Here is a 23,725-nt window from a genome sequence, read left to right on the forward strand (position 1 = left end):
GGCGTGCCGGCGGCTGGCCGGCACCCGGATGACCTCAGCGTCCGCCTTCGGTCGGCAGCGGTGCCGGCACGTTCAGCAGGCCACCGGCTGCCACATACGCGGCCAGCGCCTGGCCCTGGCTGAGCAGGTGCCGCTCCATGGTGCGTTCGGCGCCCGTTGCATCGCGGCGGCGGAAGCACTCCATCAGTTCGCGGTGCTCGGCCAGCGACTGCGCGGTGCGTCCCGGCGTCAGCAACTGGCGGCCCCGATGCATCTTCAGGATGCGGTGCAGGTCGTGGGTGATGCGGATCAGCCACGGGTTGCCGGCGTAGTGCTGCACGGTCTCGTGGATGAGGTAGTTGTTGCGATAGTACTCGGCGATGTTGCCGTCGGCGGCGGCCACTTCCATCGCCGCATGCAGCATTTCCAGATGTTGCACGCCGGCTTCGTCGATGTGCTTGACTGCTTCATGCGCGCAGCGGCCCTCCAGCATCGCCATCACCGGGAACAGCTGGTTGAGGTCTTCCAGAGTGAGCCGGGTGACCCGTGCGCCCCGGCCGGCATCGATCTGCACCAGGCCTTCGGCGGCAAGCAGCTTCAACGCCTCGCGCAATGGCGTGCGGCTGATGCCCAGCGCCTCGCACAGCGCTGGTTCGTCGATCCATTCACCCGGCGGCAGGCGATAGTCGTAGATCCGCTCGCGCACATGCTCGGCCACCTCTTCGTACAGAGGGGCACGCTTCTTTGGTGAACGCGGAGCAGGAGCGATGGCCATGCGCAGAGTGTAACGCCAGGCAGTGCCGGCCGCGGCCGGCACCCCCGCGCCCGTTACATCCAGCCCGGAACCACGAACACCAGCCAGGCCAGCAGCGGTCCGAACACCACCACCAGACCGCTGTAGACCAGGAAGCGGCGGAACAGCGTTTCGCGCTCTTCCTTCGCGGCCGAGGCCACCACCAGTGCACCGTTGGTCGAGAACGGACTGACGTCGACGATCGTCGACGATACCGCCAGCGCGCAGATCACCCCGGCCGCGCCCAGGTGCCCCTGCATGAGGAACGGCACCGCCAGCGGAATCGTCGCACCGAGCACGGCCGCAGACGACGCGAAGGCGGACACGATGCCACCCACGTAGCAGACCAGCAGTGCCCCCAGCAGTGGAATGCCGATGCTGGACACGCCGTGGCCGATGAAGTCGACCGCGCCGGCATGTTCCAGCACGCCGATGTAGGTGACCACGCCGCAGATCAGCAGCACCGTCGACCAGCTGATGCCGTCCACCGCGCCCTTCTGGCTCTGCGGCGACAGCAGCGCGAGCACCACCGCCACGGTGATCGAGACCAGGCCGACATTGAGGTTGTAGATCAGTGCAGCGACGCCCAGCCCGAGCAGGCCGACCAGGGTGAACAACCGCTCACGGGTCAGCTGCACCGCGTCCAGCGCCACCGGATCATTGGACAGCGTGCCGCCGCCAGCAGCCACCAGCGCGCCTTGGCCTTCGATCGCGAACTGCCGCGAGGATGCCTGCGGACCACCGGCCAGCGCCAGATCCGCGTTGCCGATGGCCGCCGTGGCGGTGATCGAACCGCGACGCAGCAGCGCGATGCCGCCGAAGGCGAAGAAGCAGATCACCGCCATCATCAGGTTGAAGCCCAGGCTGGTCAGGAACACCGCCATCTCGGTCACTTCCAGTCCCGCCTTCTGCACCACGCCGTTGGTGATGCTGCCGTACACGCTGATCGGCGAGAAGCCACCGGCCTGGGCACCGTGGATCACCAGCAACCCCATCATCAGCGGATTGATCTGGTACTGCTTGGCAAACCGCAGCGCGACCGGGCCGATGATCGCCACTGCGGCCGGGCCGAGGGCGCCGAACGCGGTCAGCACGGCGGTGATCACGAACATCACCCACGGAATGGCCACGATGTGGCCACGAACCGCCTTCACCGCCCAGTGCACCAGCAGATCGATGGTGCCGTTCTTCTGCGCGATGGCGAACAGGTAGGTGATGCCCACCAGGGTCAGGAACAGATCGCCGGGGAAGCCGGCCAGGACCTCCTTGCCCCCCATGTCGACCCACAGCCCGCCGATGATGAAGGCCAGCGCGAAGGCGACGGCACCCATGTTGATCGGCATCGCGGTGGCGACGATGAACATGATCACCAGACCGATGATCGTTGCGATTTGTGGACTCATGCGCCCTCCCAGACACGTGACTCGCGTACAGCTCGGATGGAGGCCCGCCATCCCGGGGTAAGGCGACGTACTGCGTGTTGCGTACTGCTCGAACCCGTTACTGCAGCCGTTCCAGCGCGCTGCGGACCCACGCCGCCGCGCCTTCCAGGCTCTGGAACTCTTCCACCGCGCGCACCTCGCAGCACGGGTAGGACGGCGCGACCATGCGCGCCAGCGCGGTGCCCGGGCCCAGCTGCAGGAACACCCGCGCGCCGCGCTCGAAGGCCTGGCGCACCACCTGTGCCCATTCGATGGTCTGCGCCAGCTGCGCCGACACCGTGTGCACCGCCGTCGCGCGGTCACGTACCGGCCGCGCATCGATGCCGGCCAGCAGCGGCAGGCGTGGCGCCTGCAGTGGCGAGGCATCGAGCGCTGCGGCGAACGCTGCGACGGCAGAGCGCAGCAGCGGGGTATGCGCCGGCACATGGACCGGCAGCGGGCGGACCTCCGCCCCCAGCGCGCGTGCGGCATCGGCCACCGCCTGCAGGGATGCCTGCAGGCCGCCGACGATGAAGTGATCCTGGCCGTTGGCGATGGCCACATGCGCACCGTGTGCATCACAAAGCGGCTGCAGGGTATGGCGCTGCAGCCCCAGCACCGCCTGCATGCCCGCATCGGCAGGGCTGGCGGCATCCATCAGCCGCGCGCGCTGCGCGGCAAGGTCCAAACAGGTGCGTGCATCGATGCTGCCGGCAACCGCATGTGCGGCCAGCTCGCCGATGCTGTACCCGGCCACCACCGTGGGTGCGGGCAGGGCATCACGCAGCGCCTGCCAGTGCGCCAGCGTTGCCGCGCACAGCAGCGGTTGTGCCAGCGCATTGTCGAAGCGTGCTGCATCGGCGGCGGCTGCGAACACGTCGCGGCCCATTGCCGTGCTGGCGGCATCCAGGACATCGTGTGCGCCAGGCACTGCGCGCACGCGATCGAACATCGCCGCATGCTGCGCACCTTGCCCGGGGCAGAGCAGGGCAAGGCTCATGTGCCCTCCTGCTGCAGCAGGAACCAGCTGCAGGCCAGCAGGTCGGCACTGCCGCCCGGGCTCAGGCGACGCGCGACGAAGCCATCGCCGATGCTGCGCAGCCGTGCTTCCCAACCGGGTGCGAAGGCACCGCCCGCATCGAGGAAGCGGCGGGCCTGCTGCTGGGCCCAGGCCAGCCCGTCGGCGCCGCCACGGTGCAGCAGGTTCAGGTCATCCACCTGTGCAACCAGCTGCATCAGGGTCTGGCACAGCGCCGCATCACGCGACAGGCCGTTGTCCAAGGCATGGCGCAGGGTCGGCACGGCCAGCTCGCGCAGCACGGGGTAACCGGCGGCGGCCTGTTCGCGCACGCCCGGTACGCCATGCCGCAGGCGTGCACGCTGACCGGGGCTGCGTGCATCCAGCGGTGCGCTGGTGAAGTCATCGGCCCAGTGCTGCACGACCACGCAGACCTGTGCGGCGGGCGCGGCGTGGCCCTGCGGGTGGCGGCAGCGCGCGGCGGCGGCGACCAGCAGGCCCAGGCTGAAGATCGCGCCACGATGGGTGTTGATGCCGCCGGTCGCGCGCAGCATTGCCGCTTCGGCGGCAAGCCCATGCGCGCGCAGCTCGGCGAACGCTGCGTCGGCGGCACCGGCGTGTGCGACCGCAGTGAAGTAGTGGCGCAGCGCGAACAGGCTGCGCAGGAAGGTAGCGGCATCCATGTCGTCATGGCTGCCGGTATCGAACGGGGTGACCAGGCCCGGCTTGGGGGCGCAGGCCAGTTCGGCATGCAGGCTGGCGATGGCCAGGCGACCCAGGCGCGCGCTGTCGACGCGGTGTGCAACCGGCAGGGCAGCCTGCGCGCGGGCATTCATGCGGCCACTCCGGTGGCGACGAAGAGGCGCTCGCGGGCTTCCAGTGCAGCGCCGTGCAGGCGTTTGACCAGCACCTGGCGCGTGTCACCGGCGTATTCGCGCCAGTTCACCGCGCCACCGTCGGCCAGGCACAGTTCGCCGTCCACCCGGCGGCCGTGCTCGCGCTCCCAGCCCCGCAGGCGCGTGACCAGTGCATCTGCCTGCGCAGCGCCGGCCACCGGCCACAACAGATCGATGTCCGACGCTGCATGCACATAGGGCAGGCCAATGAGGTGCTGCCAGGCGAAAGCGCCGAAGACGCGGGCCGGTGCAATCCGCGCGAGCGCGTGCAACGCGGCCTGCCAATCGCTGGCAACGCCGCTGGCGAGCACCGCGTCCAGCGTCGGTGGCGGCTGCTGGCATTGCACATCCTGCAGCGCAACCCGCAGCGCCAGGCGCTGTTTGCCTTCGCTGGGCGGCAGCGGCACGCCCAGCCGCAGTCGCGGGTCGGGATCATCCACCGCGCGGCGCGCCACCATGGCGGGCAGCCCCTGCGCGAACCACGCCGCCAGGCGCGGTTCGTGCGCAGCCACGTCGGCCCGCCAGTCGGCGTTGGCCGACAGCCAGACCAGCGTGTGGCGGGCGGGCCGGTCAGGCATCGCCGTGGGCCACTGCCGTGCAGACATCCGCAGCCAGCGCACGGCCGCCACGCTGTGCGCCGCGTGCCGCCCGCAGATCGCCCGTGCTGGGCGTGCGCAGCGCCTGCAGCAGGTGCTGGGCCAGGTCGCCGTCCCACAGCGATTCAACCGCACCCATCGCGACATAGTTGGCCACGCCTGGCGCGAACACCGGCGAGCTCTGGCTGAGCGCCTGCAGCTTCTCCAGCGGCTGCTTGGTCACCCGCGCCATCGCGCGCAGGTCCATCACCCGTACCTGTGCATCGGGCAGGGCGTGGATGTGATCGGCCATCAATCCGAATGACAGGAAGCCGCCGCTGACCGACTCGCCGTACACCAGCGCCAGCAGGCGGGCGCCGCGGCGGCGCGCCAGGTCCAGGGTCTGTGCCAGATGCGCGAAGTAGCCATTGATGCCCAGCAGTTCATCGCGGCGCGCCAGCCGCTGGCCGGCGGTGTCGACCAGCATCACGATCGGCCGCTGGGGATGTGCGGCGGTGCTGGCCAGCACGCTGTCGGCCAGCGCCAGCGCGTGATCCACGCCCACTTCGATCCGGTCGGTGGTGCCGATCACGGTCACCTCGCCATCGTCGGTGGTGGCGCTGCCGGAAAGCACCGAATCCTTCACCGTGATCGCGTGTCCACGCGGGAACAGCGCATCCAGCAGGGAATCCAGCGAGAGGGTCATGGCAGGCTCCGGTCCGCAGTGGCGGCAAGGAAGACATCGGTATCCAGCAGCGGCAGGCGCTCGGGGTCGGCAATGCCCTGGCGTGCCCAGATCTGCAGTCCGTCGTTGCAGTCACCCCACGCATCCACCCGCGCCTTGAGCGCGGCATGCCGGGCCTGCAGCACGGCCAGTGCCGCCTCGGTGTCGCTGCTGGCGGTGTCGGCCTGCAGCGCGTCGAACGCGGCCTGCGCGAACGCGCTGATGGCATCGGGCACCAGCACCTGCGCCTGGTCGATCAGGTAGCGGTGCTTGCCGCCGGTGATCCGCCACACCAGTGCGCGGTCGCGCGCGTCGAATTCCTCCACACCGCGCACGGTCTCGATCACCTCCGGGCCGGACAGCGACAGCCGCCCCTCTTCGGACATGATCACCGTGGTGCAGCAGCGGGCGACGATGCCCATGCCACCGAACGCGCCGTTGCCGCTGCCGATCAGGGCGACCACCGGCACGCCGGCCGCGCGCGCATCCAGCGTGGCGCGCATGATCTCGGAAATGGCGATCAGCCCGGCGTTGGCTTCATGCAGGCGCACGCCGCCGGTATCGAGCAGCAGCAGCACGCCGTCGGGCCGGGTGAGCGCCGCGCGGCGCAGCAGCCCGGCCAGCTTGGCGCCATGCACCTCGCCCACGCCGCCGCCCATGAACTGCCCCTGCTGCGCGGCCAGCAGCACGCGCTTGCCGTGCAGCGTGGCCTCGCCGACGACGATGCCATCGTCAAACGCGGCCGGCTGGTCCAGCTGGGCCAGGTGCGGGCTCATCATCCGCCGCGCCGGGCCAAGCAGTTCGCGGAACGAACCTGCGTCGACCAGCCCGGCGATGCGCTCGCGGGCGTCGGCTTCGTAGTAGCTGTGGCGCTGGGCGGGCCTCATCGCGGGCCCTCCGCACGCAGCGTTTCCACGGCCTGGTCCAGACGCAGGCTGACCACCGCCGGGGTGGCGCCGGCGTCGTTGATCGACACCTGTACATCGCGCAGCGGATGGCGCTGGGCGAAGTCGGCGATCACCGCCTGCCACACCGCACCGAAGCCGCGTGCGGCGGTGACGATGCGCACCGCCATCGCCCCGTCCAGCGCAGCGGGTTCCAGCAGGATTTCCAGATTGCCCGAGGCCAGCACACCGACCAGCACCGCATCGCGCGGGAAGTGCACCGGGGTACTGCCGTCGAATCGATACTCGAGGGTTTCCATGGTCTGCCCCTTACCAGTTGCGGAAGCGCTTGGGTGGGTCATACAGGCCGCCCGACCAGCGCACCAGGTCCTTCACCGAACGTGCGGCCAGCAGATCGCGGCTGGCGTCGCGCACGTTGATGCCCAGATCCTGCGGACGCCGGATCACGCCGCGGTCGCGCAGGTTCTCCACCATGGCGCGGTCGCGCCCGAGGCCGACGGCGGTGTAGCCGGACACGCCGCGGATCGCCTGCTCGCGCTCTTCCGGCGTGCGGCACAGCAGCAGGTTGGCAATGCCTTCTTCGGTCAGCACGTGGCTGACGTCATCGCCGTAGATCATCACCGGCGGCAAGGGCATGCCGGCGCGCTCGGCCAGCGCCCACGCATCCAGGCGCTCGACGAAGGCCGGGGCCATGTGTTCGCGGAAGGTTTCCACCATCTGCACCACCAGCTTGCGTCCGCGCGGCATCTCGCCCGGGCGCGCGGCCTGCTGGCCGGCCTTGATCCAGGCGTCGCTGGCATGGCGGCGGCCGCGGGCATCGGAGCCCATGTTGGGCGCGCCGCCGAAGCCGGCGATGCGGTCGCGGGTTGCGGTGGAGCTGTTGCCCTGCAGATCGATCTGCAGCGTGGAGCCGATGAACATGTCGCAGGCATACAGGCCGGCGGTCTGTGAGAACGCGCGGTTGGAGCGCATCGAGCCGTCCGCACCGGTGAAGAACACATCGCCGCGCGCGGCGATGTACTGCTCCATGCCCAGTTCCGAACCGAACGAATGCACCGATTTCACGAAGCCCGATTCGATGGCGGGAATCAGCGCCGGGTGCGGGTTCAGCGCCCAGTGCTGGCAGATCCTGCCCTTCAGCCCCAGTGATTCGGCGTAGGTCGGCAGCAGTAGTTCGATCGCTGCGGTGTCGAAGCCGATGCCGTGGTTGAGGCGGTTGACGCCGTACTCGGCGTAGATGCCCTTGATGGCCATCATCGCCATCAGCACCTGGATCTCGGAGATCTGCGCCGGGTCGCGGGTGAACAGCGGTTCGATGTGGTTGGGGCGCGGTGCCTGCACCACGAAGTTGACCCAGTCGGCGGGGATGTCGACGCGGGGGAGGGTGTCGACGATTTCGTTGACCTGGGCGATCACGATGCCGCCACCGAAGGCGGTGGCCTCGACGATCACCGGGGTGTCTTCGGTGTTCGGGCCGGTGTAGAGGTTGCCGTGGCGGTCGGCGGCCTGCGCGGCCACCAGCGCCACGCGCGGGGTGAGGTCGATGAAGTAGCGGCCGAACAGTTCCAGGTAGGTATGGATCGCGCCGATCTGGATGCGGCCTTCGGCCACCAGGTTGGCCAGCCGCACTGACTGCGGCCCGGAGAAGGAGAAATCCAGCTTCGAGGCGATGCCGCGTTCGAACACATCCAGGTGCGAGGGCAGCGACAGCACCGACTGCACCATGTGCAGGTCGTGCACCCGCGCGGGATCCAGGTCGGCCAGGGCCTGGGCGAGGAAGTCGGCCTGCTTCTGGTTGTTGCCCTCCAGGCAGACCTTGTCGCCCGGCTCCAGCAGCGCGTGCAGCAGTTCGCCGATGTCGGCGGCGGCCACTTCGCGGCCGCGGGCCCAGGGCGCGGCCCGTTCCAGGCGAGCCTGGCGGCTGCGTTCCAACGTATCCCAGCTCGGGTTCATCGACCGGCTTCCGCGTGGTGTTGACGTAATTACGCCATAATTACGGCGCCGGCTGCAACTCGCAGTGCAGCAAACCCGGGCGCGTCGACCGCCAGCCGTATTCATCTTTCCCTCGTCCCCTGTACGCTCGGTCTTCTTCACCGGCACCGACCGGCCGTCCACAGGGGGACACACGCATGGATATTGGGAACCTGGCTGCCGGCATGGCACGCACGCGCCGGCTGGTGCGCACATTCGCCTTTGGCCTGCTGGCGCTGTATGCGCTGGTTCTGCTGGTTGGCCAGACGATCAGCGGCGAGCCACCCGTGCTGTGGGCCTGGGGCCTGCCGGTGCTGTTCGCAGGCATCGCCGGGTTCAATGCCCGCCGTCTGCTGGCCCGCCATGATGAGGTGCGCGAGCGTGCGCGTGTCGATCAGGTCCAGCAGACATTGTCATCACTGGACAACGATGCACGAGCCGCACGCCTGTTGCGGCTGAAGCGCAGGATGCTGATCGGCGGTGTTTCAGTAGTGGCCAGCGTCGCCACGTTGCTGTTGATTCCCGCCGATTACCCGCGTGCGGTTGCGTGGACCTGGCTGTGGCTGTTCGTCAGTGCGTTCATGACGTTGGCCTACTGCGGCGGATTCCTGCTCGCTCGCGGTTCGCTGCGGTGAATCTTCGCCGGGCATGGCCCGGCGCTACCTGGGGTCTGGCTCCAGGCCATGGGCCCCTCACATCTGGGGGTCGGAGCCCTTTCCTGCGGAAAGGGACCCGACCCCGGTGCCTGCCTCAGAACTTCCAGCGCAGGCTGGCCGCCACGAAGCGCGGTTCGCCGTAGTTGTTGTAGTCCAGGTTGGCCCAGTAGGTCTTGTCCAGCGCGTTGCGCACGCTCAGCGTGGCTGTCCAGTTGTCGCTGATGCGGTAGTTGGCGTTGAACTGCACCAGCGCATAGGCCGGCTGGTTCACCGTGACCGTGCCGCCCAGCGGGTAGGGGATGTTGTAGCCCTGCACCTTGCTCTGCCATTGCACGCCGGCACCCACGCTCAGGCGCTCCAGTGCGCCGCTCAGCTGCAGCTGGGTGTTCAGCTGCAGCAGGTCTTCGGCCGGGTTGGCGTACAGCAGGTCGGTGGCCGCACGGGTGACCTTGACGTGGGTGTAGCCGGCATTGACCGTCCAGCCCGGCAGGATCTCGCCGTTGACGTCCACTTCCCAGCCGCGGGCCTTGGTGCCGTTGACGCCGATGTAGGCCGAGCTGCCATCGCTCAGGGAGCCATCCGGCACGCTCATGTCACGCACGGCGTAGTTGTCCTGCTTGGCTTCGAAGACCGCCGCATTGGCGGTCAGGCGGCCATCCAGCCACTGCGTCTTCAGGCCCGCTTCCAGGTTCGAACCCTGCACCGGAGCCAGCAGGTTCTCGTTGCGGTCCTTGTAGTTCTGCGGATTGAAGATCTCGGTATAGCTGGCATAGGCCGCAACGTTCGGGGTGATGTCGTACACCAGGCCCACGTACGGGGTTACTTCATCGCTGACCTTGTAGGCACCGCTGGTGCCGGTATAGGTGCCGGATGCGTTGTAGGCGCGGGTGCGGGTTTCCCAGCGGCTCAGGCGCGCGCCGGCAATCAGCGCCAGCGGGTCGGCCAGGCGCAGGCGGGTGGCCAGGTACACGCCACTCTGCGTGGTCTTGGCCACGCGGCGCGCACCGGTACGGGTGTAGGTCACCTCGGAAATGTCGCCGTCCCAGGTGTAGACGTTGGGAATGTAGTAGCAGCGTTCGCTGCCGCAGCGCGCCCAGTCGCTCGGGAAATTCAGCGTGGTGGTGTTGGTCGTGCCTTCCAGGTCCGACCACTGCGTACCCAGGGTCACATCGTGCTCCTGGCCCCACAGGCTGAAGGTGCCGGTCAGGTAGGCATCAACGTTGCGGCGGGTGTCTTCCGAATCACCGGCGGCGGTACGCAGGTAGATGCCCGCACCGGTTGCCGGGTCCGGGTTGCCGGTACCGTACAGGCGCATGTTCTGCACGTTGCCGCGGGTATAGGCGGTGTTGATCTTCAGCAGCCAGTTCTCGCCGAAACGCTGTTCCAGGTTGGCGAACACCGTGCTGGTCTCGCGCTGCCAGTAGCTCCACTTCGGCGCCAGGTTGGTCGAGCGCGGCAGGTGCGCGAAGTTGCCCTGGCTGTCGAAGAACGGCACGGTGCCCCAGGTCGAGCCGATCGGGTTGTTGTCCTGGGTCTGGTAGCCGAGGGTGACGGTGGTGCTGTCGGTCACATCGCCTTCCAGCACCGCCATCCCCGCCATCTTGTTTTCCTTGTAGCGGTCGTAATAGAAATCACGATCGGTATAGGCGGCGACCACGCGGCTGCGGAAGCGGCCGTCGGCGGTCAGCGGTGCGGTCACGTCGGCTTCCATGCGGCGGTAGTCCCAGCTGCCGGCGCTGACCGAGAACGAGGCGTCGAACTCCTTGCCCGGACGCTTGCGCAGCAGGTTCACCGTGGCCGACGGCACGCCGGCGCCGCTGAGCAGGCCGTTGGCACCGCGGATCACTTCCACGCGGTCGTAGAAGGCGGTGTCGTATTCCTGGTTGGTCGAGCCGCTGTAGGTGGGAATGCCATCGACCTGGAAATCGGTGATGGCAAAGCCACGCGCGTAGTACAGCGGGCGCTGGGTGTCATAGAAGGACACGCTGACGCCGGTGACGTTGCGCATCACGTCGTTGAGACTGAACAGCGATTCGTCGCGCAAACGCTGCAGGCCGATCACGGTCGACGACTGCGGCGTCTCCTGCAGGGTGATCGGCAGGCGGGTGGTGCTGGACGGCGGCGCGGACTGTTCGGCGCGCACGCTGACCCGGTCCAGGGTCTTGGCATCGGACGCATCGGCGGCCGCCTCGGCGAACGCCGGCGAGGCCGCCACGGTCAGGCAGGACAGCAGGGCAGCCGGCAGCAGTGCACGGCGGGGCAGAGACGAACAGGTAGGCAGGGACATGGAAGGCTCGAGGGCGGGAAGGGGGCGGCAACAGTGGTCCAGCACCCGGGCGGCGGCGTCGGGCACATCAGGTCCATCTGGGAGCGGCGCGGTCATTGCGCAGGGCGTAAATGTAAATAATTCTTAACACCATTACAATTCGCATCATTCGCCAGCGGCTTCGTGGCAGCCAGCAGGCCCAGGCGCCGCACAAACGCGAACGGCCACCCGAAGGTGGCCGTCCGCCACTACCGAAGCTGCCGCAGGCTTACAGCGCCTGCAGTTCCTCGTTGGCGTTGCGCTTTTCCTTGGCCGGTGCCGGAACCGCTGCCGGCATGACCGCCGGGGCCGGCGCCGCCGCATTGGCGTCCACCGGCACCTCCAGGTACGGCAGGCGCAGGGTCTGGCTGGTCAGCGTGCGGATCTCATTGACCAGTGCCGCGCTGTCGTTGAGCTTGCGCCCGTAGGACGGCACGATCTCGCGCAGGCGGGTTTCCCAGCCGGCCTTCATCTGCTCCGGGAACGCCTTGGCCATCAGGTCCAGCATGATCGGCGGCGAGGTCGACGCACCGGGCGAAGCGCCCAGCAGCGCGGCCAGGGTGTGGTCCTTGTCGGTCACGATCTCGGTGCCGAACTGCAGCACCGCACCCTTCAGCGGGTCGCGCTTGATGATCTGCACGCGCTGGCCGGCGGTCACCAGTTTCCAGTCACCCGGCTTGGCAGTGGGGAAGTACTTGACCAGCTCGGCCTGGCGATCGGCATCGTTCAGGCGTGCCTGGCCCATCAGGTACTGCACCAGGTCCAGGTTGTCCTTGCCCACTTCCAGCATCGGGCCGACGTTGTTGTGGGTGACCGACGAATACAGGTCCCACCACGAACCGTGCTTGAGGAACTTGGTGCTGTACAGCGCGAACGGTCCGAACAGCACCACCGGCTTGCCGTCCAGCTTGCGGGCATCCAGGTGCGGCACCGACATCGGCGGCGAACCGGTTTCGGCCATGCCGTAGGCCTTCACGCTGTGCCGCGAGGTCACGTCCTGGCCCTGGAACGCCAGGAACTGGCCACCGACCGGGAAACCGGCGTAGTCCTTCGACTCCGGGATGCCGGACATCTGCAGCAGCTTCAGCGCGGCGCCACCGGCACCGATGAACACGAAGCGGGCATGGGTGGTGCTTTCGGTGCCGGCCTTCAGGTCCTTCACCGTCACGTTCCAGCTCTTGTCCGGGTTCTGCCGCAGCGCACTCACTTCATGGTTGAGGTGCAGGCCGAAATTCGGGCTGCGCTGCAGGCCGGCCGTCAGCTGGCGGGTGATGACACCGAAATTGACGTCGGTACCCAGCGGCATCCAGGTCGCGGCGACCTTCTGCTTCGGGTCGCGGCCTTCCATCAGCAGCGGTGCCCACTGCTTGATCTGCGCCGGATCCTCGGAGTACTGCATGCCGTAGAACAGCGGATTCTTGACCAGCGCCTGCTGGCGCTTGTGCAGGTAGGCGATGTTGTCATCACCCCAGACAAAGCTCATGTGCGGGGTCGGATTGATGAAGTCGCTGGGCTGGCTCAGCCGTCCCTGCTTCACCTGGTGGGACCAGAACTGGCGCGAGACTTCAAACGATTCGGCGATGCCGACCGCGCGCTTGGTCTCGATGCTGCCGTCGGGCAGCTCCGGGGTGTAGTTCAGCTCGGCGAAGGCCGAATGGCCGGTGCCGGCATTGTTCCAGCCGTCCGAGCTTTCACCGGCAACACCGTCGAGGCGTTCGTAGACCTGGATGTTCCAGTCCGGCTGCAGTTCCTGCAGGTAGGTGGCCAGGGTGATGCTCATGATGCCGGCGCCGACCAGTACGACATCGACGGGCTTGTCGTTGCTGGCGGCGGGCACCGAGCGCTTGGTCAGCGGCCAGTACAGGAACAGCGCGGCGGCCAGCAACAGCAGCACGAGCAGGGCGAGCAGGGCCTTGCCAAATTTCTTCATGGGGGCGGGATCGTTGGCGGGGAAGGGGATCAGGATGCGCGAGGAAACGCGAAAGAGCGTGAAGAAACAACGCCTTGCAGCATCCGTGCAGCAATTTTAACCGGTTCCGGTCTGGATTTGATGCAACGCAGCATCCGAGGTTTCGCAGCCCGTCACCCGCGCGCCGGCCATGCCCGGCGATCGCAGCCCCGGTAGCGCCGGGCCATGCCCGGCGACGCCTTCAATCAGACCAGCTCAAGAATCTCGTCACCGGCCTCGTCGATCGCGCCGGTCGGTCGCCACCCCAGGTAGCGGTAGAAGCCGTGCGAGCGCGACCGCGGGTCGGCCGAACAGGCCAGGAACAGCCGCCGGTGGCCGGCATCGCGGGTCAGGCTGACCACCTGCTGCAGCAGCTGGCGGCCGATGCCACGGCCTTCGTACTCCGGCAGCAGCGCCAGCACCAGCACCTCGCCACTGCCACGGTCGGCGAAGCAGTAGCCGGCCATGCGCTCGCCCTCCCAGGCGATGCGGCCGACGAAGTCGCCCGCGGCGATGCCTGCGGCCCAGCTCTCCACGGTGATGCCCAGCGCGGCCAGCTGCGCCGCAGTGAAGGCGTTCTCGCGGGTGCGCCCGCGCAGGTCGATGCAGGCAGCGGCATCATCGGCAAGCGCAGGGCGGTAATGGATCGGCATGTACGTTCCTTGTGCAAGGGGGAGTGACCGGTTGCGCCCGGCCGTGCCCGGCATGAGCCCTCAATCGCTGCCAATGGTGAAGTATTCCGCAGCGAAATAGCCGATCTGGTATGCCAGCGCCATCCCGGCCAGGATCACCTGCGCGCGGGCCGTGCGCAGGTTCCAGCCCAGCACGCACACCACCAGCATCAGTGCCGTGTGCAGCGGGTAGGCCTGGCCGAGCAGCCGCCAGCGGCTTTCCCCCTTGATCGCGGTATCCACCAGGTCCAGCAGGGTCAGTGCCGCGATCACCGCGAAGATCCAGCGGCGGCGCTGCATCAGGTAGTTGCCGTAGCTGTGGTAGTCACGCAGGTCGTCGGGGAACAGCAGCGCACACAGCAGGAACCAGGTCGCGCAGTAACCGATCACGAACAGGTAGGTCTCGAAGGTCCAGCGATGCACCTCGATCAGGCGGAATTCCCACCACCAGAACGTGACCAGCGAGACCAGCGTCCACGCCACCCAGCACAGGTGCAGGGCCGAACAGCCGCGTCGCTGCGGGTGCTCGATCACCTGGGCCAGGCCCTTCAGCAGGGTGGTGATGGACAGGCCGAGGATGATCCCCATCACCACGCGGATATGCAGGAATACCGGTTCGGTCTCCATCGGTCGCGCCCTCGTTGGATGGGCTAATGGATCCACGACCGCTGTGGAAGGAATGCATACGGGCGGTTCAGCGCCGGCGCCGCACCAGCGCCGAGGCGGCGTCCAGCACGGCGCGAGTCAGCAGGGACATGGTCTGCACGTCGCCCTTCCAGTGCTGCCAGTACAACGGCACGTCCTCCCACGCGCGCTGCCGCACGTAGACCAGACGGCCGGCGTCCAGGTGGCGCTTCACCAGCGGCAGCGGATTCATGGTCCAGCCCAGCCCGCCCAGGTTGGCCTGCACGAAGGCACGGGTGGACGGAATCCACCACGTCGGTGCGGTGCTGGGCAGGTCATCGCCGGCCAGGCGGCGGGCGAAGCGCGACTGCATGTCGTCCTTGCGGTTGAACACCAGCACCGGGGCGGTGGCCAGCGCCTGGGCGGTCACGCCCTTGGCGAAATGGCGCTCGCGGAATTCCGGGGTGCAGGTGGCGGCGTAGCGGATGCTGCCCAGGGCGTGGATCTGGCAGCCCTGCACCGGCTCGTCCAGGGTGGTCACCGCGCCCAGCACGGTGCCCTGGCGCAGCAGTTCCACGGTGTGGTCCTGGTCTTCCACGCGCAGATCCAGAGTGGTGCCGGTGCCCTGGGCGAACTGATGCGCGGCCTGGGGAAACCAGGTCTCCAGGCTGTCATGGTTCACCGCCACCGGAATGCTGGCCTGCGGCAGGTCCTCGTCGGCCAGGCCCATCCGGTGCAGCGCATCGTGCTCGAGCAGGGCGGTCTGCTCGGCCAGCTGCACCAGCAGCTGGCCCTCGGCGGTGGCGGTGGCCGGCGTACCGCGCTTGACCAGCAGGCGTCCGATCCGGTCTTCCAGTGCCTTGACCCGCTGCGAGATGGCCGACGGAGTGACATTGAGCGACTTCGCGGCGCGATCGAAACTGCCTTCGCGGATCACCGCGGCCAGGGCGCGCAGCTGGGCATGGTCGATGCGCATGACGATTAAGCTCCGCTAATGTTGGTTTAGTAAGTTTAGCTCGTCTTTTCTATGTTGCGGCGCGACAATGGCGCCCGTTCCGGTGCTGTCCGCCTTCGCGAGGCACCGCCCCCCAGGCAAGACAAGGTAGTGAATCCCATGTTCTCGGTCATCTCCGCCAGCACCGGCCTCGGTGCCTGGTTCTCTGGTGCAGCCACCGGCATCGGCCTGTTCGCCGTGGTGGGTGCCCAGAGCGCCTTCATCCTGCGCCAGGGCATCCTGCGCAGGCACATCGTGCCGGTGGTCGCCACCTGTGCGGCCATCGATGCGATCTTCATCTTCGCCAGCGTGGCCGGCCTGCGCACGCTCACCTCGGCGCTGCCGTGGCTGACCACCGCCGTGCTGTGGACCGGCGTGGCGTTCCTGGCCTGGTACGCGATGAAGTCCGCGCGCCGTGCGATCGCCGGTGGCGGCGGCATGGGCGAGGCCGACAGCGACGACGGCAGCCGCCGCGCGGTGCTGATGGCCGCAGTCGGCTTCTCGCTGATCAACCCGCACTTCTGGCTGGACATGATGGTGATCGGCTCGATCGCCGAGAACTTCGGCAACGCGCGCATGGCCTTCGCTGCCGGCGTGGTCACCGCCAGCTGCCTGTGGCTCACCGCGCAGGGCCTGGGCGCACGCCTGCTGGCACCGCTGTTCACCAAGTCCAGCACCTGGCGCGTGCTGGACGGCACCATCGCCGTGATCCTCAGCATCCTGGCCCTCACGTTGGCGGTGCGCGGGGTCCACTGATCCCGGCGCACGCCCCCCGAACCCACGTCCTTACTCTCTCTCCAAGGTAGTGGCAACGACGGCACCGGCAACGGTGCCGTCGTTTTTTCTGCCCACTGGCGGCGCGGCCGCCTGCCTGCCTAGAATCGGCGAATCTGGACAGGGTGTCCGGGCAGGGAGGGGGAAGGATGCGCAGGACTGTACTTGCCGCGCTGTTGTGCGCGGTCGTGGGCGGGACGTCGGCGGGTACCGGCGGGGTGGACCTGGAGAAGTACCTGAAGCCGGAGTCGTTTTCGAACGTCAAGCTCTCGCCCGGCGGCGAATACGTTGCCGGCACCGTACCACTGGACGATTCCACTGCGCTGGTCATCCTGCGCACGTCCGACCGTAAGCCTGCCGGCGTGTTCCGCCCGCAGGACAGGAACCACGCCAACACCTTTGAATGGGTGAGCAACGAGCGTCTGCTGGTCGGCCTGGCCGAGAAGCTCGGCGTACTCGATACGCCGCAGCCCACCGGTGAACTGTACGGGGTCAATGTCGATGGCAAGGGCGGGGAACTGCTGGTCGGCTACCGCGTGCAGGGGCGCGGGTTGGGCACGCGCATCCAGCCGAAGAAGGTGGAGGACGTCGCGGCCTTCCTCACCGACGAACTGGCGAGCGACGACCGCAATGTGCTGATCGCGGTATGGCCCTTCGCCGAGGACCCCTACACCCGGGTCGAGCGGCTTGATGTGGTCAGTGGGCGTCGCGTGCGCGTTTCCGGTTCACCCGTGCAGCGCGCCGATTTCACTACCGATCATCAGGGTGAAGTGCGCTTCGCCCACGGCGCAGCGTCGGACAACGTCAACAAGCTCTACTACCGCGCCGGGACCAATGCGCAGTGGTCGCTGGTCAATGACGAGTCGCTGAGCCACCGGATAGAAACCGCAATCGGCTTCTCCGAAGATGGCGCGCTGGCCTATCTGCAGGTCGAGCAGCCCACCGGGCCCGATGCCATCGTCAGCTGGAACCCGCAGACCGGCCAACGGCGCGAGGTGCTGCGCGATGGCGTGGTCGATCCCTACGCGATCATCTTCCGCCCGGGCACCCGCGTGCCGGTGGGTGCGCTGTTTGCCGGCGATGCACCGCGTACGCGGTTCTTCGATGAGAAGGGCGCCGATGCCCGTCAGTACCGCAGCCTTGAGGCGGCGTTCGGCGGCCCGGTGTTCATCACCTCCAGCACCCGCGATGGCGGCAAGGTGGTGGTGCAGACGTGGTCGGGCAGCAACCCCGGGGATTTCTACCTGTTCGACACCCGCGCAAAGGCGGCCGAGCATCTGCTCAGCCGCAGCGAATGGATCGACCCGAAGCTGGCCGCCAGCGTGCGTCCGTTCTCGCTGAAGGCGCGCGACGGACTGCCGCTGCACGGCTTCCTGACCCTGCCGCCGGGAAGCGAAGGGCGCAATCTGCCATTGGTCGTGCTGCCGCACGGTGGCCCCTTCGGCGTATTCGATGAGGGCAGCTACAGCAACGAGCCGCAGATGCTGGCGGCGGCAGGGTATGCCGTGTTGCAGGTCAACTTCCGTGGTTCGGCCAACTATGGCCGCGCGTTCACCCAGGCGGGTGCGAAGCAGTGGGGCGCGGCCATGCAGGACGATGTGAGCGACGCCACCCGCTGGGCCATCGCAGAGGGCATCGCCGACAGCAACCGCATCTGCATCTATGGGGCCAGCTACGGTGCGTATGCCGCGATGATGGGGCCGATTCGCGAGCCCGGGCTGTACCAGTGCGCCGCAGGCTACGTCGGTGTGTACGACCTGCCGCTGATGTTCAGCGGTGAGGCACAGTTGAGCGATTCGGCCATGGCCTGGCAGCGCGAATGGGTAGGCGATCCGAAGACCCTGGGAACCCGTTCGCCGGTGAACCTGGCCGCGCAGCTGAAAGTGCCGGTGTTCCTGGCCGCTGGCGGCGAAGACACGCGTGCGCCGGTCAAGCACACCGAGCGCATGGAGGCAGCGCTGAAGGCGGCCGGCTCACCGGTGGAGAGCCTGTACTACCGCACCGAAGGGCACGGTTTCCACCGGCCTGAGCACCAGCGCGAGTACTACAGCAGGCTGCTGGCCTTCCTGTCACGCAGCCTGGGCGGCAGCACCGCCAGCGCCAGCGCGACCGCAGGCGCCGACAAGGCGCCGTAAGGCAGGCGCGCCGCGGACCCGGTGCCGGGCAGGGGGATGCCCGGCTTCAAGGAGAACGTCATGAAGCATGCAAGGGTGCTGGCCGCATGGATGGCCATCTGCGGCGTGGGTGGGGTGGAGGCCGCGGAGGTTTCGCTGGACGGCTACGTGCGCCGCGCGGAGTTCAATGACATCCAGCTCTCGCCCACCGGCGAGTACCTGGCCATGACCTTGCCGCTGGACGGCGCAACTGCCGTGGCGGTGCTGCGTACCGACACGATGGAACTGGTCGGCAATTTCCGGCCGCCCCGCAACAATCATGCCGCCGAGGTCGACTGGGTCAGCGACACCCGCCTGCTCATCGGCCTGGCCGAGAAATGGGGGCCACTGGACCAGCCACGGCCGACCGGCGAACTGTATGCCATCGATGCCAATGGCAAGCGCGGTGATCTGCTGGTCGGTTACCGGGCGCGCCCGGACGAGCCCGGCTTCGTGACCGGACGGGTGGTCGAGCCGGTGGCTGCATTCCTGGCCGATCCGCTGCCGGCGGACGAGCGCAATGTGTTGATCTCGCTGTGGCCGTTTGCCAACGACACCAATACGCGGCTGGAACGGATGGATGTCATCACCGGGCGCCGCGTCCTGGTCTCGCGCTCGCCGGTGCAGCGCGCAACGTTCACCACCGACAATCAAGGTGAACTGCGCTTCGCCCACGGTGCCGCCGCCGACAACGTCAACAAGCTCTACTATCGCCAGGACCGCGATCAGTGGACCCTGGTCAATGACGAAGGCAGCAGCCATCGCGTCGAACGTCCGATCGGCTTCTCCGCCGACAACCGTCTGGCCTACCTGGTGGTGGAGCAGGCGCGCGGTCCCGATGCGGTCATCAGCTGGGATCCGGCCACCGGCGAGCGGCGCACGCTGCTGCAGGACGACGACGTCGACCCGACCCATGTGATCCATCAGCCTGGCACGCGTGTGCCGGTCGGCGTCCGGTTCGTCGGGGCAACCACACGCACGGCCTTCTTCGACGAGAGCTCGGCGATCGCGGCCACCCAGCGCAGGCTTGAGAAGGCCTTCCCCGGGCAGACGGTGAGCCTGGTCTCCGGTACCCGCGACAACGCGCGGCTGCTGGTGAAGGTGACGTCGGCGAGCAACCCCGGTGACTATTTCCTCTACACCACGGCCACCCGCAACGCCGCGTTCCTCACCGGCCGCCATCGCTGGTTCGACCATGACGCCAGCGCCAGTGTTCGCCCGTTCACCCTGGCCGCGCGCGATGGCCTGCCGCTGCATGGGTTCCTGACCCTGCCCAAAGGAAGTGATGGGCGCAACCTGCCGATGGTGGTGGTGCCGCACGGCGGCCCGATCGGCGAGTTCGACGATGGCGGCTTCGAGCGCGAGAACCAGTTGCTGGCCGAGGCCGGCTACGCGGTGCTGCAGGTCAACTTCCGCGGTTCGGGCAACTACGGTCGTGCCCACACCCAGGCCGCTGCCCGGCAGTGGGGGCGTGCCATGCAGGACGATGTCACCGATGCCACGCGCTGGGCGATCAGCGAGGGCATCGCCGACGGCACGCGCATCTGCATCTACGGCGCCAGTTACGGTGCGTACTCGGCCTTGATGGGGGTCGTACGCGAACCCGCACTGTACCGATGCGCGGTGGGCCAGGTCGGGGTGTACGACCTGCCGTTGATGTTCAAGCGCGGTGACATCCAGGATCGCGCCTCGGGGGTCACCTACCTGCGCGAGTGGCTCGGTGATCCGGCCACGCTGGACGCGGTCTCGCCGGTGAACCTCGCTGCGGGCATCAAGGTGCCGGTGCTGCTGGCCGCCGGCCGGGAAGACCTGCGTGCGCCGGTGCAGCACACCGAGCGCATGGAGGCCGCGCTGAAACAGGCAGGCGTGCCGGTGGAAGCGGTCTACTACCCGCGCGAGGGTCACGGTCTCTACGCCGAAGCCAACCAGCGCGACTACTACACCCGGCTGCTGGCATTCCTGTCGCGCAGCCTGGGCGGTGCGACCGCAGCCACCGCCCAGGCCTCAGCCCGTGACAAGGCACCCTGAAGCGGCAACGGCGGCGGCCGTCAGCACCGCCGCCGCAGGGCACGGGGTCACTTCACCCCGTGCATCATCCGCTTCAACAGCGGCGCGGCGATGAAGGCCAGCAGCGCGCACCCCAGGCCGATCCACATCAGCAGCCAGAACAGGTGCGCATAGGCGCCGGCGGCGGCGACCCTGTCCAGCGCCTCGCCTTCGGGCACCTCGATCGCCGCCAGCTTGCCGAACAGCGCAGCCAGCGTCTCCGAGAATGCGGTGGCCAGGAACCAGGTGCCCATCATCAGGCTCATCACCCGCGGCACGGCCAGCTGGGTCACCGCCGCCAGGCCGACCGGCGACAGGCACATCTCACCGCTGGCCAGCAGGAAGTAGGCCAGCACCAGCCACCACACGCTGGCCATTTCACCGGTGGCGCCGACCTGCTGCGCGGCCAGTGCCAGCGGCACGAACGACAGCGCACCGATCACCAGGCCCCAGGCCGATTTCACCGGCTTGCCCGGTTCCCAGCCGCGGCGGTCCATCCAGGTCCACAACGCCGCGAAGGCCGGTGCCAGCAGCACCAGGAACAACCCGCCCAGGTAAGTGAGCGAACCGGCGGTCTGCGGAATCACCAGGCAGTCGCGTACCAGCAGCACCAGCATCAGGGCCACGATGCCGATGAAGAAGGCACGCGGTGCGTTGGAGCGGGGGCGCCGCTCGGACAGGCGCGCGCTGACCACGAAGCCCAGCGGTGCCAGCAGCAGCGACACGATCGACCACGGCAGCGGGGTGCCACCGGTGATCACCAGTGCCGGCACGATGTCCTTGGTCAGCAGGCGATCGGTGAAGGTGACCCACGAACCGTAGGACTGCTCGTACATCGTGAAGAACACCAGCGCCATGAAGATCAGCACCATCAGCGCGATCATCTGCTGGCGCTGCACCGGCGTGCATTGGGTGCCGGTGAACCAGGCGAACCAGACCAGCACGCCGCCCAGCACCACCAGCATCAGCATCAGCGCCAGGCTGATTTCACCGCCGAGCGCGAAGGCGCCGTTGCCGGCAGCCCACATCAGCCAGGCCACCGGCAGCACGCCGATCATCGCGCACAGATAGATCAGCCATTCGCGTGGCAGGCCCAGCACTTTCTGCTTCAGTGCGGCCGGCTGCGGCGGCTCGGCATGGCCCTGCAGGTACTTCTGGCCCCACAGGAACATCGCCAGGCCGGCCAGCATGCCGATGCCGGCCGCGCCGAAGCCGTACTTCCAGCCGTAGGCCTCGCCGAGGAAGCCGCATACCAGCGACGAGAACAGCGCACCCAGGTTGATGCCGGCGTAGAACAGCGAGAAGCCCGAATCGCGGCGCGGGTCGTCCTGCGGGTACAGCTTGCCGACGATGGTGGAGATGTTCGGCTTCAGGAAGCCCACGCCCATGATGATCAGGGCCAGCGACAGATAGGTCACCGCCAGGGCGGAGGTGTCGCGCACCACTTCGCCGTTGACCCGGTACGCCGCGTGTCCTTCGAAGGCCATGCCCAGATGGCCCAGCACCAGCAGGATGCCGCCGAACAGCACGGCCCGGCGCATGCCCAGCCAGCGGTCGGCCAGCATGCCGCCGAATACCGGGATGCAGTACACCAGGCCGCCATAGGCGCCGAGCAGGTCCAGGCCGGCCTTGTCGCCGAACAGGTGGTACTTGGTGAGATAGAGCAGCAGCAGCGCCTTCATGCCGTAGAAGGAGAAGCGCTCCCACATTTCGGTGAAGAAGCAGACGTAGACGCCTTTCGGATGCCCCAGGAAGTCGTCGGAAGCAAGTGCGGTGGAATTCATCGCCGGGATTATAGGCGTGTGCCACAGGCACACGCCGGGTAGCGCCGGGCCATGCCCGGCGAGCGCGCAGCGCGGCCAACCCCCTCCGGCACCCGGTAGCGCCGGGCCACGCCCGGCGAGCGCGTTTCAGGCACCCGGTAGCGCCGGGCCATGCCCGGCAAGCGCGCCTCAGGCACCCGGGTAGCGCCGGGCCATGCCCGGCGGAGCACTCACAGATACCGCAGCCAGGCCAGATCACGCCGCCGTGCCTTGAACCTCGCGAACGCCAGCGTCGGCGGGTACAGCACCACCGCCAGCGCGCAGGCCACCAGCAGCAGGCCGGCCACCGAATCCAGTGCGTACAGCTCGCCCTGGGTCGGGCCCCAGGTCGCCAACGCAGCCAGATACAGCAGCTTCAGCACATACAGGTGCAGCAGGTAGAAGAACATCGGCGCCGCGCCGATATCGGCCAGCGGCCGCAGCGCACGGGCCAGCGGCGGCCATTCGTACAAGCGCAGCAGCAGCAGGCCCACGCCCAGCGTCAGCAACAGGAACTGCAGTGACGGCGGGTACTTGGTCACGTTGAACACGCTCATCCAGGTGCGCAGCGTGCTGGTCTGGTACTGCCACGGCGCATCGCCGTACTGGTTGGCAAAGCGCAGCAGCGCGAACAGCGCCAGCGCGCCCACGCCAGCCCACAGCAGCCACTGCCGGCGCTGCTGCGGGTCACGTCCGGCGGCGAACCACGGCCCCATCAGATAGCCCAGGGCAATCACCCCGATCCACGGCAGCACCGGGTAAGAGGTGCGCACGCGCATCACGCCGGCCTCGATCCAGTCGCGCTGGTGCAGCACCTTCCACAGCACGGCCAGCACGCCGTTGCCCTCCACCCGCACGCCGTCGAACAGGTTGTGGCCGGCCACCAGCAGCACGCCCAGCACCAGCAGCGCCGGGCGCGGCAGCCACAGCAGGCCGGCCAGCGCGATCATGCTCAGCCCGATCGCCCAGATCACCTGCAGGTACAGCGTGTCCGGCGGGAACTGGAAGGTCCAGGCGAAGCTCACCAGGGTCAGCTCCAGCAGCACCAGGAACAGGCCGCGCTTGAGCAGGAAGCTGGCCGTGGCGCGGCGTGGGTCGGCCTGGCGCTGGCCGTACAGCCACGCCGACATGCCGGTCAACAGCACGAACACCGGCGCACACAGATGCGCCAGCAGGCGGCACGCGAACAGGGCAGGGGACACGCTGGCCGCATCCATCGGGTCGCTGACCTGGTACTGCAGGAAGAAGGTCTCGCGGACGTGGTCGATCAGCATCAGCAGCATCACGGTGCCGCGCAGCTGGTCGATGGAGGCCAGCCGGGGGGAGGAAGGGGGCATGCAGAAGGAAAGGTGCAGGTGTATGTAAAGTTATAACATGCCAATTGAGCTGCGCCCAGCCGGGCTTTGCCGGATCGGCTGGTTGGCCATGCCGATGCGGGGACAGGGCGCTCCACGGCTGGCCCCCATCCTT

The 23,725-nt window shown here is 68.1% G+C and carries 20 protein-coding genes; 4 read left to right on the forward strand and 16 right to left on the reverse strand.

Annotated elements, in window-relative coordinates; translation table 11 throughout:
* Positions 1–34: 34 nt before the first annotated feature.
* The 9 genes from Q5Z10_RS05760 to mdcA all read right to left on the reverse strand — a co-directional run bounded on the left by Q5Z10_RS05760 (position 35) and on the right by mdcA (position 8,264).
* Positions 35–754, reverse strand: a complete 720-nt coding sequence (locus Q5Z10_RS05760; RefSeq protein WP_303638303.1) for a GntR family transcriptional regulator — start codon at positions 752–754, stop codon at positions 35–37.
* A gap of 53 nt (positions 755–807) precedes the next feature.
* Entirely contained in the window at positions 808–2,175 is a 1,368-nt protein-coding gene (locus tag Q5Z10_RS05765) for an SLC13 family permease (protein WP_303638304.1), read from the reverse strand.
* Between the two features lie 97 nt (positions 2,176–2,272).
* Positions 2,273–3,193: a malonate decarboxylase subunit epsilon gene (gene mdcH, locus Q5Z10_RS05770; RefSeq protein WP_303638305.1), complete on the reverse strand. Its 921-nt coding sequence runs from the start codon at positions 3,191–3,193 to the stop codon at positions 2,273–2,275.
* Positions 3,190–4,047 carry a triphosphoribosyl-dephospho-CoA synthase MdcB gene (gene mdcB / locus Q5Z10_RS05775; RefSeq protein WP_303638306.1) on the reverse strand — a complete coding sequence of 286 codons (858 nt, stop codon included), beginning with the start codon at positions 4,045–4,047 and terminating at the stop codon, positions 3,190–3,192. The genes mdcH and mdcB overlap by 4 nt, the downstream gene beginning before the upstream one ends.
* Positions 4,044–4,685: a malonate decarboxylase holo-[acyl-carrier-protein] synthase gene (gene mdcG / locus Q5Z10_RS05780; RefSeq protein ID WP_303638307.1), complete on the reverse strand. Its 642-nt coding sequence runs from the start codon at positions 4,683–4,685 to the stop codon at positions 4,044–4,046. The genes mdcB and mdcG overlap by 4 nt, the downstream gene beginning before the upstream one ends.
* Positions 4,678–5,388 (reverse strand): biotin-independent malonate decarboxylase subunit gamma, encoded by a 711-nt coding sequence (mdcE, locus tag Q5Z10_RS05785; protein ID WP_303638308.1) that lies wholly within the window; start codon positions 5,386–5,388, stop codon positions 4,678–4,680. The genes mdcG and mdcE overlap by 8 nt, the downstream gene beginning before the upstream one ends.
* Positions 5,385–6,293 (reverse strand): biotin-independent malonate decarboxylase subunit beta, encoded by a 909-nt coding sequence (locus Q5Z10_RS05790; protein ID WP_303638309.1) that lies wholly within the window; start codon positions 6,291–6,293, stop codon positions 5,385–5,387. Before Q5Z10_RS05790 ends, mdcE begins: the two co-directional genes overlap by 4 nt.
* Positions 6,290–6,610, reverse strand: a complete 321-nt coding sequence (gene mdcC, locus Q5Z10_RS05795) for a malonate decarboxylase acyl carrier protein (protein WP_303638310.1) — start codon at positions 6,608–6,610, stop codon at positions 6,290–6,292. Before mdcC ends, Q5Z10_RS05790 begins: the two co-directional genes overlap by 4 nt.
* A 10-nt stretch (positions 6,611–6,620) precedes the next feature.
* Positions 6,621–8,264: a malonate decarboxylase subunit alpha gene (gene mdcA / locus Q5Z10_RS05800; protein ID WP_303638311.1), complete on the reverse strand. Its 1,644-nt coding sequence runs from the start codon at positions 8,262–8,264 to the stop codon at positions 6,621–6,623.
* Positions 8,265–8,440: 176 nt separating this feature from the next.
* Between mdcA and Q5Z10_RS05805 the strand changes: the two genes are divergently transcribed.
* Complete coding sequence (locus Q5Z10_RS05805) at positions 8,441–8,917, forward strand: hypothetical protein (protein ID WP_303638312.1); 477 nt, start codon at positions 8,441–8,443, stop codon at positions 8,915–8,917.
* Between the two features lie 115 nt (positions 8,918–9,032).
* On the opposite strand, the gene Q5Z10_RS05810 is transcribed toward Q5Z10_RS05805, so the two are convergent.
* The 5 genes from Q5Z10_RS05810 to Q5Z10_RS05830 form a co-directional block, all read right to left on the reverse strand.
* Positions 9,033–11,225, reverse strand: coding sequence for a TonB-dependent siderophore receptor (locus Q5Z10_RS05810; RefSeq protein WP_303638313.1), 2,193 nt, complete (start codon positions 11,223–11,225; stop codon positions 9,033–9,035).
* Positions 11,226–11,472: 247 nt separating this feature from the next.
* Positions 11,473–13,173 carry a malate dehydrogenase (quinone) gene (gene mqo / locus Q5Z10_RS05815; protein ID WP_303638314.1) on the reverse strand — a complete coding sequence of 567 codons (1,701 nt, stop codon included), beginning with the start codon at positions 13,171–13,173 and terminating at the stop codon, positions 11,473–11,475.
* A gap of 224 nt (positions 13,174–13,397) precedes the next feature.
* Entirely contained in the window at positions 13,398–13,844 is a 447-nt protein-coding gene (locus tag Q5Z10_RS05820; RefSeq protein WP_303638315.1) for a GNAT family N-acetyltransferase, read from the reverse strand.
* A 60-nt stretch (positions 13,845–13,904) separates the two neighbouring features.
* The gene (locus tag Q5Z10_RS05825) at positions 13,905–14,489 is read right to left on the reverse strand and encodes a hypothetical protein (RefSeq protein ID WP_303638316.1); all 585 of its coding nucleotides are present in this window, start codon (positions 14,487–14,489) and stop codon (positions 13,905–13,907) included.
* Between the two features lie 67 nt (positions 14,490–14,556).
* On the reverse strand, positions 14,557–15,462 hold the full coding sequence (locus Q5Z10_RS05830; RefSeq protein ID WP_303638317.1) for a LysR family transcriptional regulator ArgP: 906 nt from the start codon (positions 15,460–15,462) through the stop codon (positions 14,557–14,559).
* A 138-nt stretch (positions 15,463–15,600) separates the two neighbouring features.
* Between Q5Z10_RS05830 and Q5Z10_RS05835 the strand changes: the two genes are divergently transcribed.
* The 3 genes from Q5Z10_RS05835 (at position 15,601) to Q5Z10_RS05845 (ending at position 20,435) form a co-directional block, all read left to right on the forward strand.
* Positions 15,601–16,236: a LysE/ArgO family amino acid transporter gene (locus Q5Z10_RS05835; RefSeq protein ID WP_303638318.1), complete on the forward strand. Its 636-nt coding sequence runs from the start codon at positions 15,601–15,603 to the stop codon at positions 16,234–16,236.
* 167 nt (positions 16,237–16,403) lie between these two features.
* Positions 16,404–18,389 (forward strand): alpha/beta hydrolase family protein, encoded by a 1,986-nt coding sequence (locus Q5Z10_RS05840; RefSeq protein WP_303638319.1) that lies wholly within the window; start codon positions 16,404–16,406, stop codon positions 18,387–18,389.
* Between the two features lie 60 nt (positions 18,390–18,449).
* Positions 18,450–20,435 (forward strand): alpha/beta hydrolase family protein, encoded by a 1,986-nt coding sequence (locus Q5Z10_RS05845; RefSeq protein WP_303638320.1) that lies wholly within the window; start codon positions 18,450–18,452, stop codon positions 20,433–20,435.
* Positions 20,436–20,482: 47 nt separating this feature from the next.
* Here Q5Z10_RS05845 and Q5Z10_RS05850 read toward each other — a convergent pair whose 3' ends face one another.
* The gene (locus tag Q5Z10_RS05850; protein WP_303638321.1) at positions 20,483–22,237 is read right to left on the reverse strand and encodes a peptide MFS transporter; all 1,755 of its coding nucleotides are present in this window, start codon (positions 22,235–22,237) and stop codon (positions 20,483–20,485) included.
* Between the two features lie 209 nt (positions 22,238–22,446).
* On the reverse strand, positions 22,447–23,592 hold the full coding sequence (locus Q5Z10_RS05855) for an acetyltransferase domain-containing protein (protein ID WP_303638322.1): 1,146 nt from the start codon (positions 23,590–23,592) through the stop codon (positions 22,447–22,449).
* Positions 23,593–23,725: the final 133 nt, after the last annotated feature.

Source organism: Stenotrophomonas sp. 704A1 (assembly GCF_030549525.1).
Classification (GTDB): Bacteria; Pseudomonadota; Gammaproteobacteria; order Xanthomonadales; family Xanthomonadaceae; genus Stenotrophomonas; species Stenotrophomonas tuberculopleuritidis.

Bases quoted from the DNA above. Each gene is read 5' to 3' on its own strand.
- Q5Z10_RS05760 (WP_303638303.1), bottom strand. From the start codon at position 754: ATGGCCATCGCTCCTGCTCCGCGTTCACCAAAGAAGCGTGCCCCTCTG.
- Q5Z10_RS05765 (WP_303638304.1), bottom strand. From the start codon at position 2,175: ATGAGTCCACAAATCGCAACGATCATCGGTCTGGTGATCATGTTCATC.
- mdcH (WP_303638305.1), bottom strand. From the start codon at position 3,193: ATGAGCCTTGCCCTGCTCTGCCCCGGGCAAGGTGCGCAGCATGCGGCG.
- mdcB (WP_303638306.1), bottom strand. From the start codon at position 4,047: ATGAATGCCCGCGCGCAGGCTGCCCTGCCGGTTGCACACCGCGTCGAC.
- mdcG (WP_303638307.1), bottom strand. From the start codon at position 4,685: ATGCCTGACCGGCCCGCCCGCCACACGCTGGTCTGGCTGTCGGCCAAC.
- mdcE (WP_303638308.1), bottom strand. From the start codon at position 5,388: ATGACCCTCTCGCTGGATTCCCTGCTGGATGCGCTGTTCCCGCGTGGA.
- Q5Z10_RS05790 (WP_303638309.1), bottom strand. From the start codon at position 6,293: ATGAGGCCCGCCCAGCGCCACAGCTACTACGAAGCCGACGCCCGCGAG.
- mdcC (WP_303638310.1), bottom strand. From the start codon at position 6,610: ATGGAAACCCTCGAGTATCGATTCGACGGCAGTACCCCGGTGCACTTC.
- mdcA (WP_303638311.1), bottom strand. From the start codon at position 8,264: ATGAACCCGAGCTGGGATACGTTGGAACGCAGCCGCCAGGCTCGCCTG.
- Q5Z10_RS05805 (WP_303638312.1), top strand. From the start codon at position 8,441: ATGGATATTGGGAACCTGGCTGCCGGCATGGCACGCACGCGCCGGCTG.
- Q5Z10_RS05810 (WP_303638313.1), bottom strand. From the start codon at position 11,225: ATGTCCCTGCCTACCTGTTCGTCTCTGCCCCGCCGTGCACTGCTGCCG.
- mqo (WP_303638314.1), bottom strand. From the start codon at position 13,173: ATGAAGAAATTTGGCAAGGCCCTGCTCGCCCTGCTCGTGCTGCTGTTG.
- Q5Z10_RS05820 (WP_303638315.1), bottom strand. From the start codon at position 13,844: ATGCCGATCCATTACCGCCCTGCGCTTGCCGATGATGCCGCTGCCTGC.
- Q5Z10_RS05825 (WP_303638316.1), bottom strand. From the start codon at position 14,489: ATGGAGACCGAACCGGTATTCCTGCATATCCGCGTGGTGATGGGGATC.
- Q5Z10_RS05830 (WP_303638317.1), bottom strand. From the start codon at position 15,462: ATGCGCATCGACCATGCCCAGCTGCGCGCCCTGGCCGCGGTGATCCGC.
- Q5Z10_RS05835 (WP_303638318.1), top strand. From the start codon at position 15,601: ATGTTCTCGGTCATCTCCGCCAGCACCGGCCTCGGTGCCTGGTTCTCT.
- Q5Z10_RS05840 (WP_303638319.1), top strand. From the start codon at position 16,404: ATGCGCAGGACTGTACTTGCCGCGCTGTTGTGCGCGGTCGTGGGCGGG.
- Q5Z10_RS05845 (WP_303638320.1), top strand. From the start codon at position 18,450: ATGAAGCATGCAAGGGTGCTGGCCGCATGGATGGCCATCTGCGGCGTG.
- Q5Z10_RS05850 (WP_303638321.1), bottom strand. From the start codon at position 22,237: ATGAATTCCACCGCACTTGCTTCCGACGACTTCCTGGGGCATCCGAAA.
- Q5Z10_RS05855 (WP_303638322.1), bottom strand. From the start codon at position 23,592: ATGCCCCCTTCCTCCCCCCGGCTGGCCTCCATCGACCAGCTGCGCGGC.